Origin of the sequence: Bradyrhizobium sp. NAS96.2 (assembly GCF_001908235.1) — a bacterium.
Classification (GTDB): Bacteria; Pseudomonadota; Alphaproteobacteria; order Rhizobiales; family Xanthobacteraceae; genus Bradyrhizobium.
Map to the genome: position 1 here is coordinate 1 of NZ_LGHK01000065.1, position 14,029 is coordinate 14,029.

The following is a 14,029-nucleotide window of genomic DNA, read 5'->3' on the forward strand; positions in this document are numbered from 1 at the left end:
TCGGACTTAATGCCATCACGCTTTAGCACGACAGCGCCGACTGCTATTGCATCGATGATCAAAAGCACTGACGTTTCGCGCAGGATTCTAGCCCCTAATGAAAAAGCCGCGGTGCGCAAATGCACCGCGGCCTGTCCGGGAAAATTGCCTGTCGGTGCAATGATAATACTTCCAGCCCCGGTTGATATCGTGAGATCGAGGCTGCCGCACGGATTTTGAACGGTGAAGCCCAAAGTGTTGTTCCAATAGATGGAACATTGGGCGTGTTGCCGGGCGGTGACAGGAAATTCCGGGGAGTTTATTTCTGAGGCGTGCTAATCTAGGTCGCCAGCTTTCGCTTTAGCTGTTCGGCCTCTTCCCTCGTCAGCTTCTCAGCTAGGCCGCCATTCTTCAACAGCGCTGGTCCCTTGCGTTCTCGATCGTAAACCATCCAGCCGGTACCTCCAGTCCGAACGAGGAACCTGTCCTGCGGGGGTGCTGTGTACGTCAACGATGTCCCTCCGATCTTGAAGTGGGACAATGAAAGCCCCGGCAGCAAACATGCTGCACGGTTCATGCCACCGACCGCAGTGGATCGAAGAGGACATCACGATTTCCATCCCGGTGTGAATGGCGCTGCGCGACCGACCATGTCATGCCAATTCGGTACGATGTGCACAGCGCCGGCAGTTCCGCAGGCCGTACACGCCAACCGACACTCGACCAGGGCTAATCTTGCGGTAGCGCGTCTAGCGAAAAGTCCACCATTCGATTGCAGCCGCCGTGGCACTGGATGTTGCAGGTGACGTGACCGCCCGCGAGCCAATCCGCGGGGCCGCCGGGCGGGAAGTGGCGGCCGGACCATTTCGTGTATCGGCGAGGCATTCCGCCATTCCAGCGGAAAAAGAATCCTCACGCAAATTATCAAGCTTTTGGGGATCGGAACCGCTTTAGTCTACAGCCTGTCGTGGATGGGGAAAACTACGCGCTCTGTCCACGTCTTCCGGTTCGGTGCTGTCCTGGTTAGGACACCCGCGTCGCGGAAGCGCTGGCCCTGACTAGCCCCTGGGATGATGCCGGGGCCGTTCACCGAGCGGCGCCGATTCAGCACATAATTTGATTGCACCAATCAATAAATATAGAGGTTTGCTCGCCGGATTTGGGCAGTTGACCTTTCACTGACTTGACCTTGAACGAAAGGTTCCGCCCATCATAGGCCGGATCGCTAAGTTCCATCACCGACACCTGGTAGGCTCCATCGACCCAAACCGTGAATCCGGCATTTGGGGGAGTGCTCTGGAAGCTATTGTCTTTGCCCTTCGTCCATCCATCGACAAAGTCCTGCAAGGACACTGCATCGGCCACCCGGCGGGGTCGGTCGGCAAACATCACGATCCGCGGAGAAACCTCCGATAGGGTCACGGTCGTTCCATTGAACGACAGTTTGTTTGCAGTAGAAATGAAGAGCCAACCGGTATTCTTGTCATTACGCGCGATGGTTTCGGCCATCTCGGCGACTGCGGAAGAAGCGAAAACCATCAATCCCAGAAGGGCGGCGACAAAAGCCTTCAACATGTTGACCACTCCGCATTTTGTGCCAAATAATTGAGGCCTGCACGCTCTCCTTGTCAATCACCCTACGGAAGGGCGCGGGTTCGCTTGCCGCTACAACAGCAGCGCGACCGATTGGTCAAGTCAGATGCGCGAGGCGTCTGTTCCGATCATTGCGCGCATAGCGTGACCCGTCATCTGCTTTTCTTCAGCAGCGCGCTCGTTGAAGCGCGCCAATCGATATACCGGGCAAACACGAGAACAACGCCGATGGCTGTAGTCACGGTCATCTAGCTCCGGTGGTCCTTCGGAGATTCGGAATCAACCGGGAGGGGGGCGAACTTCATGAGACACTCCCCATTGCCCGAGCCAAGACGGTTCTTTCGACGGGGCGGGCAAGCTGAGCAATCTGCGTTTGGGGCGCCTGGATAAAGCGGTTTTGTGCAGGCGATGGTGTGGCCCTCGAGCTAATTTAGGCCGGCTCGGCGGAAGGCTTCCAGATAGTGTTCGCGGTCGGCTTCGTATTTGAACGGCAAGTTTTTCCCGATCCAGGCCAACGAGAAATCGGGCTGTCTGCGGAGCAGTTCCTGCAACGCAACCGTGGCGATTTCGCCTCGTCCGGCCATCGCGGCCGCCGCGGTCAGCATGCGGTAGCCGGAGACATGATCGGTGCGAAGCCGAATGCTGGCTCCGGCCAGGCGCATCGCCTCCTCGTAATTTCGTCCGACCAACTGGGCATGGGCGGCGATGCCGTTGTAGATCGCCGCAAATGGATCGCGCGGGCTGAGACGCAACGCCTTCGCGGTGGCGACGCCGGCTTCCTCCCAGTGGCCGCTGAACGTCAGCGCGAGGCCATACACGCTCAGCGCCAGCGCGAAGCTCGGATTGAGCTTCAGAGCCAGCTCGAACTCGCCAAGCGCTTCGTCGAAGCGTCGCAGCAGCACATGAACGCAACCCAGCGCGTGGTGTGCCCAGGGATCCTCGCTATCGGCGCGGACCGCCGCCAGCGCCGCGCGTTCGGCAATCGGCACCGACGTCGCAATCTCGCTCCAGCCGTTGTAGGCGCAAAAGGTGTGGCTGGCGGACAGAACGGCTAGCGCTTGTCCGTAGTGCGGATCGATCGCAATCGCTTTCTCCAGCAGCTCCTGGGCTTTGGCATAGTCGGCTGGCGTGATCCGCCAGAAATGCGACATCGCCCGCATCACCAGGCCCCAGGCGTCCATGCTGTCCGGGGTCTTGCGTCTGGAGTGAAAGTGTTCCGCCGCATAGAGCTGCGGCTCGATCGACGCAACGATCGCCTCGGTGATCTCGTCCTGCACGGCGAACACATCGGCGAGGCTGCGATCGTAACGCTCCGCCCACAGGTGGCTGCCGGTGGCGACGTCGTTGAGCTGGGCGGTGATGCGCACGCGATCACCTTCCTTGCGCACGCTGCCTTCGATGACATAACCGACGCCGAGGGTCTCGCCGACGTCCTTGATGTTGACGGACTTTCCCTTGTAGGCAAACGACGAGTTGCGCGCGATCACGAAGAACCAGCGCAGCTTTGAGAGCGCGGTAATGAGGTCCTCGCTGATGCCGTCGGAGAAATAATCCTGGTCCGGCTCGTCACTCATGTTGGCAAAAGGCAGCACGGCGATGGCGGGACGGTCGGGCAGGGGTAATGCCGCGATCGGCTCGACGGATTGGTTCAAGGCTGGCTCCGCGCAAAGCTCTCCGAGCTCGTCGTCCATCGACGGCGTGCGCACCTCGCCCACGAAGCGCAGGCCTTTGCGCGGAATGGTGCGGATAAGCTTCTGCTGCTGGCCGCTGTCGCCGACCGCCTTGCGCGCGGCATAGATGCGGCTGGTCAGCGTCGCATCCGAAGTGACGCGGCCGCCCCACACCGAAGCAACCAAATCGTCCTTGGTGACGACGCGATCGCGATTCTCGATCAAGTAGAGCAGAAGGTCGTAGACCTGCGGCTCGACTGCAATCAGTTCAGACCTGAACCGCAGCTCGCGGGCGCTGGTATCAAGCACGTAATCGGCGAAATGAAACTGCATGCTCGTGTCCTGGACCGGATTGCCGCAGCGGCTTGTCGCGATTTGAACCGCATCGACCGTGGTTGCAACTTGCCTTTGGTGCGCCGCAGCGCGTGGTTGCCGCGTCTGGTTGGGGCTCAGGCGATCACGGCTCGATCACAATAGCACAATCAGGAAATCAGCAGGGCTTCTTCAGGCAAATCACGGCGTTCTCAAGGCCGGCTTCAAGCCTGTCATCCGTTTCGCGGCTAAGCCTCGGTCGCGGGACATAAAACCTCTAGAAGGATGACGACCATGGCTATCAAAGCTAGTTTTTCTCCGGCCGCCGGCCTGCTGTCGGTGTTCGACGACAATCTCGACAACTCGATCACCGTGAGTCGCGACGCGGCCGGAAGGATCCTCGTTGATGGCGGCGCGGTCGCTATCACGGGGGGCACCTCGACGGTCGCGAACACCTCCTTGATCCAGCTGTTCGGCACCGGCGGCAACGACACAATCACGCTGGACGAGACCAACGGTGCACTCCCGGCAGCTCAGCTGTTCGGAGGCGCCGGCAACGACGTCATCACCGGCGGTTCCGGCAACGACCAGCTGTTCGGCGGGGCGGGCAACGACACCCTGCTCGGCAAGGGCGGCAACGACCTGCTGTTCGGCGGAGCCGGCAACGACACGTTGATCGGCGGCGTGGGCAATGACCAGATGTTCGGCGGGGCCGGCAACGATCTCATGATCTGGAATCCGGGCGAGGGCACCGACCTGATGGAAGGCGGCGACGGCATCGACACCGCCCAGGTCAACGGCGGCAACGGTGCCGAAAGCTTCACTCTCACCGCCAACGGCTCCCGCGTGCGATTCGATCGAGTCAGCCCGGCGCCGTTCTCGCTCGACATCGGCACCACCGAGAACCTCGTGCTCAATATGAATGGCGGTGACGACGTCTTCACGGCCGGGAACGGCCTTGCCGGCTTGATCAAGCTGACCGTCGATGGCGGTGCCGGCAACGACTCCATCACCGGCGGCGACGGCAATGACACGCTGCTCGGCGGTGACGGCAACGACACCATCATCGGCGGCCGCGGCAACGACCAGCTGTTCGGCGGCACGGGCGACGACACCTTCGTCTGGAACCCCGGCGACGGCAGCGACACCGTCGACGGCGGGGCGGATAACGACACCCTGGTGTTCAACGGCGCCAACGTGACCGAGAAGATGACTATCTCGGCCAATGGCAGCGGCGCCACGCTCACCCGCGACGTCGGCACGGTCTCGATGAAGCTCACCAGCATCGAGGCCATCGATGTCAATGCGCTCGCTGGTGCGGACACCATCACCGTCAACGACCTGACCGGTACCAGCGTCAGCCAAGTCAACATCAACCTCGGCGGCAGCGACGCCCAGCCGGACACGGTGGTGCTCAACGCGACCAACGGTGACGACGCGATCAATGTCACCGAAAACAACGGCGTAATCACGGTGACGGGTCTTGCGACCGACGTGACCATCTCCAACGTCGGCGCCGGCGACCGTCTCGTCATCAACGGCCTCGGTGGCGATGACGTGATCTCGGCTTCCGGACTGCGCAACGGCATCCTGCTCACTGCCAATGGCGGTGACGGCGACGATGTCCTGATCGGCGGGAACGGCAGCGAGATCCTCAGCGGCGGCGCGGGCGACGACATTCTGCTCGGCGGCAGCCGGCAGAATGTCCTCGATGGCGGTTCGGGACACAACGTCGTCATCGCGGGCGCGGCGCCCACCCTCACGCACACGGCAGCGGCAAGCGCGAGCGTGCTCGGCCAGCTGATGGCGTCGAGCTTCGTCTCGGCGGGAGCGGGCCAAGGTGCGATGCCGATCGCCGAGCCGCCGTTGAGCCAGCAGCCGCAGCTCGCTCTGCCGCACGCCGCCTGACGCCGACGACCTCGTCCTGGAGAATTGCCATGAGCATCGAAACCAATGGTGCGAGACCGACCGACCCGGGTCTCGAAATCCTCGTAACGCTGCTGCATCTCCAGGGCGTTGCGGCCGATGCCGGACAGATCAGGCATCGGCTGGGAACGGACAGGATCGGCGCAGCGGACATGCTCCGCTGCGCCAGGGATCTCGGCCTCAAGGCCCGTGCCTACCGAACCGAGTGGTCGCGGCTCGGCAGCACGCCGTTGCCCGCCATCGCGTCCTTGCGCGATGGCGGATTCCTTCTCCTTGCCAAGGCAGATGCGGAGCGGGTGCTGGTGCAGTCGCCGCTGACACTTCGACCGGTATTGATGTCACGGGACGAACTCCTTGCCATCTGGGACGGGCAGCTGATTTTGATGACCCGACGTGCCGGATTGTCCGACATGGCGCGGCGATTTGACATCGGCTGGTTCGTCGCCGCGATCCAGAGATACCGGCATCTGCTGAGTGAAGTGCTGGTCGCTTCATTCTTTCTGCAACTGCTCGGCCTGGTTTCGCCGCTGTTCTTCCAGGTGGTCATCGACAAGGTGCTGGTGCATCGCTCGCTGAGCACGCTCGATGTCCTCGCGTTCGGGCTGCTGACAGTCTCGGTTTTCGAGACTGTGCTGGGAATCCTGCGGACCTATTTGTTCGCGCACACCACCAACCGCATCGACGTCGAACTCGGTGCACGGCTGTTTCAGCAATTGCTGGCGTTGCCGATGGCCTATTTCCAGGCGCGGCGCGTCGGCGACTCGGTCGCCAGGGTTCGCGAACTGGAAAACATCCGGAACTTCCTCACTAGCTCGGCGCTGACGCTGCTCATCGACCTGTTCTTCACCTCCGTCTTCCTCGGCGTGATGTTCTTCTACTCGCCGCTGCTCAGCTGGACGGTGCTGGGATCGTTCCCGTTCTATATCGCCATCTCCGCCGGAGCGACGCCGCTGTTCCGGCGGCGGCTCGACGAGAAATTCCGCCGCGGCGCCGAGAACCAGGCCTTCCTGGTCGAGAGCGTCACCGGGATCGAGACGGTCAAGGCGATGGCGGTCGAGCCGCAGATGCAGCGGCGCTGGGAAGAGCAGCTCGCAGGCTATGTGGCTGCGAGTTTCCGGGTCCTGAGCCTTGGCAACAGTGCGAGCCAGACGGTGCAGCTGGTCAGCAAACTCGTCACCGCAAGCATCCTCTATTGTGGCGCAAGGCTCGTGATCGACGGCAGCCTTTCGGTGGGCGAGCTGGTCGCCTTCAATATCCTCGCCGGCAGGGTGAGTACGCCGGTACTGCGTCTTGCGCAGCTTTGGCAGGATTTCCACCAGGCGCGCCTGTCGATCGCGCGGCTCGGTGACATTCTCAACACCGCCGCCGAGCCGACCTATTCCACGGGGCGGGCGCGGCTGCAGGCGATTCGGGGAGACATCAAGTTCGATCACGTCTCGTTCCGCTATCGCGTAGACGGGCAGGAAGTCCTGCAGGACGTCTCGTTCGAGGTGCCGGCAGGCCAGACCGTCGGCATTGTGGGGCCTTCCGGGTCCGGCAAGAGCACGTTCGCCAAGCTGATCCAGCGGCTTTACGTTCCGGAACGCGGACGCGTGCTGGTCGACGGAATGGATCTCGCGATGGCCGACGCCGCCTGGCTGCGCCGCCAGATCGGCGTCGTGCTGCAGGAAAACGTGCTGTTCAACCGCTCGGTGCGCGACAACATCGCGCTTGCCGATCCGGCGTTGCCGATGGAGCGCGTGATCGCCGCGGCGCGGCTTGCGGGCGCGCATGAATTCATCCTCGAACTCCCAGAAGGCTATGACACCATGGTGGGCGAGCGCGGTTCGACGCTTTCCGGCGGCCAGCGCCAGCGGATCGCCATTGCGCGGGCCCTCGTCACCGACCCGCGCATCCTGATCTTCGACGAAGCGACCAGCGCGCTGGACTATGAGAGCGAGCGGATCATTCAGCAGAACATGAAGCAGATCGCCGACGGCCGGACCGTGCTGGTGATCGCGCACCGGCTCTCCACCGTACGGACGGCGGACCGAATTGTGACGCTCGATTGCGGCCGCCTGGTCGAGGATGGCAGTCACGACACATTGATCAAGACTGGCGGCCGCTATGCGTCGCTGCATCGGCTGCAGGGAGGATTCCATGAGGTCGGCTGAACTCGCAGAGCCCGAACCGTCGGCGCAACGCGTGATCCCGTTTCGTGGTCAGCGAGGAAGCCGCCGCGAAGAGCTGGCGTTTCTGCCCGCCGCGCTTGAAATCGTGGAGACGCCGCCATCGCCGCTCGGTCGCGCGATTGGCAGTACGATCATCGTCCTGTTCGGCCTGGCCCTGGTCTGGGCCTGGTGGGGCACGATCGATATCGTCGCCTCGGCCACGGGAAAGGTCCTTCCCAGCAGTCGCGTCAAGATCATCCAGCCGTTCGAGACCGCCTTGGTGCGCTCCATTCGGGTCCAGGATGGTCAGGCGGTCAAGGCCGGCGACGTCCTGATCGAGCTCGATCCGACCGCGAACGAGGCGGAGCGAGATCATCTGCGCAACGACCTGCTTGCCGAGCGGCTCAATATCGCGCGTTTGCGCGCAGCGCTTTCAGACAATCCAGCTGCCGATTTCGTGCCGTCGGGCGGCGTAGATCCGGAGCTGATCAGCACGCAGCGCCAGCTGTTGCTCAACCAGGTGACGGAGCACCGCGCCAAGATCGCCGCACTCGCGCGACAGCAAGCTCAGAAGGAAGCCGAATTAGCCACAACGGGGGCGACGATCCACAAGCTGGAGACCATCATTCCGGTCATTCAATCACGCGTCGACATCCGCAAGACGCTTGTGGAGAAGGAACTGGGCTCGAAGCTGACCTACTTCGAGGTGTATCAGCTCCTGGTCGAGCAGCAGCAGGAGCTCGTGGTTCAGACCAGTCATTTGCACGAGACGGAAGCGGCCATCGCAGCCATTGGCGAAACGCGCAACCAGGCGGCGGCGGAATATCGGCACACGATCTCCGACAACCTCGCCAAGGCGGAACAGAAAGCGAGCGGGCTCGCCCAGGACCTCATCAAGGCCGAGCAAAGGACGAAGCTGCAGCAGTTGACGGCGCCGGTGGACGGCGTGGTGCAGCAGCTTGCAGTTCACACCGTCGGCGGCGTAGTGACGCCGGCGCAGCAGCTGCTTGTGGTGGTGCCGAGCGAGAGCCGGCTCGAGATCGAGGCCATGGTGTCGAACAGCGATATCGGCTTCGTCCATGCCGGACAACAAGCTGAGATCAAGATCGATACCTTCAATTTCACCCGCTACGGCCTGTTGCGTGGCGAGGTGCTGTCGGTGTCGCAGGACGCCTTGATCCGCGATCGTCTGCAGGATCGCGCCAGCGATCGGGCGCTGGGTGCGACAAACGACACCAGCGAGCCGAAAGGCCAGGAGCTGAACTACAGCGCGAGAATCTCGCTCGATCGTACCCGGATGCAGATCGACGACAGGATGGTCAATCTGTCGCCCGGGATGGCTGTCACGGTGGAGATCAAGACCGGATCGCGGACTATCCTGAGCTATCTGTTGTCGCCGCTCCGCCGCTATCGGCAGGAAACGTTGCGGGAGCGCTAGCTGGGGCAGATCGCAGCCTTTGGAGTTGAGCGTGAACCGCCTTCACGAACCAGAGTGGACGCATCTGGTGGGCGGCGATGGCGCTGCAGGCAACGAGAGCTAACTAAGGTCTTGATCTCGTTGGTCGGCCCGGCAGGACTCGAACCAGCAACCAGACCGTTATGAGCAGTGCGGCTAGCCTTACCCTCGCATAGGGCAGGGCTCTTCTTCAGCGGTCCGGCCAAAAGGCACCTTTGCGTGAGAAATGCACCAAAACTCGTTGCCCTCAGCCGCAGCTCTTTGAAATCGCATCAAATGCGAACGCCCTCCGAGCGCACCATAACCCAGTTTTGCCTTGAATCGCTGCCGACCTCGGGCCGCGTCCCAAATGGAAATGGCAGATAGGTTGCGGTGAAAGTTCAGCTTGCTTTGGCCCCCCGCTCGCGATCGGCCTTAACGCGGCGCTCGACCAGTGCCGAGCCTTGCTGACCGGCGATCCGCTGCGCTTCCGTGAGGTCCTCAAGGCCACTCGCGCTGTTGCCGGATTGTAGTCGCAACAGGCCGCGTAACCGGTGAAACTCGCCAGCTGTCCAGCGCTCGCCGGTATCGATCTCGTTGGCGATGCCTGCTAGTGTCACTAGCCCTTCCTCGGGGCGGTGTGCCCTGACACAACCGCCGGCAAACACCACGCACCACGCAGATAGCGAGGGCAAGCGCTCAGCGATCATGCGTTCCATGCCGTGCTGGGCCAGACGGAAGCCCGTTTCGACATATCCCCGATGGATGTCAGCCAGGCCTGCAAGGAGATCGGCGTGTGGCCGCCAGTAGGGAAGGTCGTGCTCTAGCGTGAGGTCGCGCAATCGCGCGGCATGGGAGGCAAGATCGTTGGCATCTTCCGTCAAGGCGGCGAGGAGGCCGCCTGCGAAAGCGGTGGTATGGCAGATCGTCTGGTAGTGGCCGCTCGCGTTGGCATCATCGAGCGCAGCCTTGCGCCAGATGCCGGCTCGCTCGACGTCGCCGAGCATAGTCCAGGCTTCAGCAAGCCCTACCTTGACGGTGACGGCATGGACGGTGGCGCCGACCTTGTTCAGCACCTCGTTGTGTTGTTCAGGAACGAATAATTTCTGGAATAGCTCGAACTGGGCGATCGCCGCGGCGAACTCACCACGGAACAACAAAGTCGTGCCCATGCAGCGATGCGCGATCAGTTTATCTAAGGTGCTGCCATGCGCCGCCACCTGCACGATCTGGCGGGCCACTTCGAATCGAACATCAGTCTCGTTGAAGCGAGCGATCCAGTTCAGGAACAGCGCCGGAACGATGCGTTCGCCGCCGCCGATGCGCGCTGAAAGCTCGATGGCATGCGTGATCTGCCCCTCGACCTCGCCCGCGCCGTAGCCACGTGCCGCGATCAGTGGTCCCAGAATGGCAAGGCGCAGGTCGAATTCTCGGATGTCACGTTCGCGTCCCGGTGGCAGGCGTGAGGTCTGCTCCAGCGCCGCGGTGAAATGGGCGACCGCCTCCATGGCCGCCGAACGACGCGCGGCGTCACGTCCTGCCTTTTCCAGATAGATGATGGCGGCGGAATGGTCCCCGGCTTCCGCGAACTGGTGCGCCAGCACGTGCGGCATGCTGTCGACGAGTGCGGGAAACTTCTCCTCGATAGTGTTGGCAATCAGCTTGTGGACGCGCAACCGGTCGCGCCGCAGCAGCAGATGATAGGCGGCGTCGCGCAGCAGCGCATGGCGGAAATCGACGACATCACCAAAGCCACTGGGACGCGTGACGAAGATGCCGCTTCCGACCAGCCCCTCGACGCTCTCCCGCATAGCGGCCTCGCCGAAGGGTGATAAGGCTATCATCAGATCGAGCGGGATGTCGCGCCCGATAGCCGCCGCAAGCTGCGCCGTCTCACGGCCATTTTCAAGCAGGTCGAGCCGCGCCAGCAGGATTTCGTTCAAGGTCACCGGGATCGCGGTCGCGTCCATCGCACCGGGAGAGGCGTCCCCCATCGCCTGCAGGCTGCGGGTCAATTCCTCAGCAAAGATCGGGATGCCGTCCGAGCGTGCCACGATCGCATCGATCATACTGGCCGGCATCTTGCACTCGGGGGCGATGGTATTGACGAGCCGCCTGATCTCGTCCGGCTGCAGCCGCGCCAGCTGCAGAATACTCGCGCCAGTATGCCGCGCCCAATCCGGCATCTCCTCCGGGCGCATGGTCGCGACCAGCAATACCGGAAGACTGCGGATCATTCCGGCCAACTGCTCCAGCCATTCGTTGGTCGAGGGATCCGCCCAGTGCACGTCCTCGATGACGATGATTGGGCTCTCGCGCGAGATTGCCTCTACTATGTCGAGCAGTGCCGCGATGGTGCGTTCCCTGATTTCCGTGGGCGCAAGCCGGAGCAATAACTTTCGGTCGCTGCTCTCGCGCCGCAACAGCTCGGCGATTAGCGCCAGCCGCTCGGGGCTCGCCTGGCCGAGGCCGCGCAGCATTGCTTCGAGCTTGTCGAGCTGGCGCACATCAGCATCCGGCGCTTCCACACCCGTCATGTAGTCAAAATAATGGGTGATCGGGTGGAACGGGCGGTTGGCGTGGATCGGTGAACATTGCAGCACCACACGCTGTTCCGGCCTGATCTCGAGCCTGCGGTGCATCTCATCGATTAAGCGCGACTTGCCAATGCCGGCCTCGCCGGTGATCACGACGATCTGACCCTGGCCGAGCAGGGCTGCGGCGGCGCGGTCAACCAGTCGGGAGACCTCGTACTCGCGACTGATCATAGGCAGGTTGACCGCGCCATGCACAGCGTCGAAGCGGGTCGCTCCCCGCTGTTCCCCGATCACACGGTAGGCCGTGACGGGTGCGTCGAAGCCCTTCAGGCTTCGCGGGCCGAGATTCGCAAGGCGGAACTGTCCGCCGATAATTTTCGCGGTTGTTTCCGCGATGAGCACCTCGCCGGCCCCGGCTTCGCCTTGCAGCCGCGCGGCAAGGTTGGGGGCTTCGCCAACCAGCGAGTCCCGCTCGATGGCGGCATGGCCGACCAGGTCGCCAACCACGACGGGCCCGGTGGCGATGCCGATCCGTACCTGGAGTTGATCTCCGCGTGGTGTGACCAGCTTGCCGATCTCCTCGGTGAGCGTCAGCCCGGTAGCGACCGCGCGTGCTGCGTCGTCCTCGCGCGCGCGCGGATATCCGTAGGTCGCGAGTACGCCGTCCCCGACGTAGCGCAGCACGTATCCGCCATAGCGCTCGATGAGCGTGGCGCAGGTATCTTTGTAACTGGTGAGGAGCTCCAGCACGATCTCGGGGTCGAAATCGGAGGAAAGTCTGGTGTAGCCGACGAGGTCGCAGAACATGGTCGTGACCTGCCGTCGCTCGGCGTTAGCAAGCGGCCGCGGCGCAGGCGTCCGAGGGGCGGGCTTCTCCTTCGGCTCGGGCCGCTGCACCTCCACGGCAAGCTTTGCGATCGCATCGAGCAGCCGGCGGCGATGTCCGACTGACGTGACGCCGAGCTCGACAAGATCGGTCGAGGTAAGATGCGCCAAATCGCCAGCGTCTATGTCGTTGTGGAGGAATGCGTGCAGGTAGCCAGACAGCCCTAGCTGTTCCAGCCATCTCTCGACAAAACCCGCGTTCGGTCCGTTCGGCTTGGGCATACGGTCTGCAGCGCCTCACCGTTTTAATAAACGATCCGCCATCTCAATGCATCCGCCACTTTGGCCGACCGGCTCACGGGAAGCGCTTGATCAGATGCGGCGAAATCATCGGCTCGAACGGAAGAAGACGTTCTTGAGCTGCGATTACTTGACTTCGACACCGCAAAGCTCGCTCTCTTTGCGGGAATTCTCCACAGTGTCGATCTGAAATGGCGAGTGGGGACCGCTGACCTCGATGTCTGCCGCCTACTGGCGAGCCACATCCAGCGGAAGCTCGAACGGCGCTCGCCTTCAGCATGCCCGCAGTTTAGGTGCCGGGCGGACACAACGCGAATCCAAACGCTCGGCATTGGGGGCACTGGCGAAATCCCGTGGTTCTACGGAAATGATGCTCCTAATGCAAGGCGCTGGCTGTCGCTGAGGCCCTTCTCGGGAAACCGAATATTTCGGAGGCCCTATTTTCTTATCGACGGGCTTCCAAGCTCCCCAAGTTGCGACTTCGTAGCCCGTCAACAGGATTTCTGAAAACGAGCGCGGCTGACCGACGGTTGATCTCTCAAGGCAAGCTACGGTAGGTCCGCATTTCGCTCAAAAGCAGGCATAGAGGACGCCTAGAGTGAAATATCCGAGCAGCGAAATGAGGGCGAACGGAGTTCCACCGGCTCAGAAAAATGCAGTCGGAACCGAAACCAACTTAACTTATGTGAATTTTAACTTGGGGCGCCGCGGGACTGCGAGGTCAACCATGCACCTGTCGCTCGTGGAAGCAGTTATCACCGTAGCCACTCTTGCCTCCGCGTTCCTCGTGGAAATGTCTATTGCGGTAGCCTTGGGCGTGATCTGAGAGGTGTCCCATGGTTGAGCTGTATGCCCCGCAAGTAGAGACGGAACATTGCCGCGCCCTTTTGTCACGAGGTAGGCGAAAGGCTTCCCATTGTCCTCGATCGGAATCAATCGCCTTTGCCTTCCCACCTTCGCGCGACGCTACGTCGGTTAAAGGAGATAGATAGAGGCTCGGGCGTACCTTCGATCAATCTCAAAGCATAAATCGAGAGCAGGCATACTTCGCGACCGGAATTAATGTGCGGAACCACGCTGTTGCGTTCCAATAGGGGCAGATCGCATTCGCGCCAGCAACGCGAATACTGCGCCTGCAAATTTCGGAACGAAACAGGCCTCCCAGTCCTTCTCTGACGTTAAGGGAGGTGCCCATGAATGCTCAGGCAAGAGAAGGTGCGTGTGCGTTCGCTTGGCGGAACTACTTGCTGCTCCACAGCGGTGTCAGCGAGAACGATGACAGGCGCTCCGCCCTCCGCCCTC

General features: G+C 62.1%; 6 protein-coding genes and 2 pseudogenes. 4 read left to right on the forward strand and 4 right to left on the reverse strand.

Annotated features, from left to right (window positions below; translation table 11 throughout):
• The 3 genes from AC628_RS44775 to AC628_RS15245 form a co-directional block, all read right to left on the reverse strand.
• The coding region (locus AC628_RS44775; protein WP_210190211.1) for a hypothetical protein at positions 1-233 on the reverse strand (233 nt) is incomplete at its 3' end.
• Positions 234-1,083: 850 nt separating this feature from the next.
• Entirely contained in the window at positions 1,084-1,554 is a 471-nt protein-coding gene (locus AC628_RS15240; RefSeq protein ID WP_074127610.1) for a hypothetical protein, read from the reverse strand.
• A 443-nt stretch (positions 1,555-1,997) separates the two neighbouring features.
• On the reverse strand, positions 1,998-3,575 hold the full coding sequence (locus AC628_RS15245) for a winged helix-turn-helix domain-containing tetratricopeptide repeat protein (RefSeq protein WP_074127611.1): 1,578 nt from the start codon (positions 3,573-3,575) through the stop codon (positions 1,998-2,000).
• Between the two features lie 273 nt (positions 3,576-3,848).
• On the opposite strand from AC628_RS15245, the pseudogene AC628_RS15250 reads away from it, so the two are divergent.
• The 4 genes and pseudogenes from AC628_RS15250 to AC628_RS15260 form a co-directional block, all read left to right on the forward strand.
• Positions 3,849-5,225 (forward strand): annotated as a pseudogene (locus AC628_RS15250) (calcium-binding protein); the annotation flags it as partial.
• Positions 5,226-5,462: pseudogene (locus AC628_RS46140) on the forward strand (hypothetical protein); the annotation flags it as partial. It abuts the pseudogene before it with no gap.
• 29 nt (positions 5,463-5,491) lie between these two features.
• Positions 5,492-7,633 (forward strand): type I secretion system permease/ATPase, encoded by a 2,142-nt coding sequence (locus AC628_RS15255; RefSeq protein ID WP_074127613.1) that lies wholly within the window; start codon positions 5,492-5,494, stop codon positions 7,631-7,633.
• The gene (locus AC628_RS15260; RefSeq protein ID WP_074127614.1) at positions 7,620-9,068 is read left to right on the forward strand and encodes an HlyD family type I secretion periplasmic adaptor subunit; all 1,449 of its coding nucleotides are present in this window, start codon (positions 7,620-7,622) and stop codon (positions 9,066-9,068) included. The genes AC628_RS15255 and AC628_RS15260 overlap by 14 nt, the downstream gene beginning before the upstream one ends.
• 398 nt (positions 9,069-9,466) lie before the next feature.
• Here AC628_RS15260 and AC628_RS15265 read toward each other — a convergent pair whose 3' ends face one another.
• Complete coding sequence (locus AC628_RS15265) at positions 9,467-12,709, reverse strand: adenylate/guanylate cyclase domain-containing protein (protein ID WP_074127615.1); 3,243 nt, start codon at positions 12,707-12,709, stop codon at positions 9,467-9,469.
• Positions 12,710-14,029 lie beyond the last annotated feature (1,320 nt).

Excerpts from the sequence above, each read along its gene's own strand:
- AC628_RS15265 (WP_074127615.1), bottom strand. The coding sequence starts at position 12,709 with ATGCCCAAGCCGAACGGACCGAACGCGGGTTTTGTCGAGAGATGGCTG.
- AC628_RS15260 (WP_074127614.1), top strand. The coding sequence starts at position 7,620 with ATGAGGTCGGCTGAACTCGCAGAGCCCGAACCGTCGGCGCAACGCGTG.
- AC628_RS15255 (WP_074127613.1), top strand. The coding sequence starts at position 5,492 with ATGAGCATCGAAACCAATGGTGCGAGACCGACCGACCCGGGTCTCGAA.
- AC628_RS15240 (WP_074127610.1), bottom strand. The coding sequence starts at position 1,554 with ATGTTGAAGGCTTTTGTCGCCGCCCTTCTGGGATTGATGGTTTTCGCT.
- AC628_RS15245 (WP_074127611.1), bottom strand. The coding sequence starts at position 3,575 with ATGCAGTTTCATTTCGCCGATTACGTGCTTGATACCAGCGCCCGCGAG.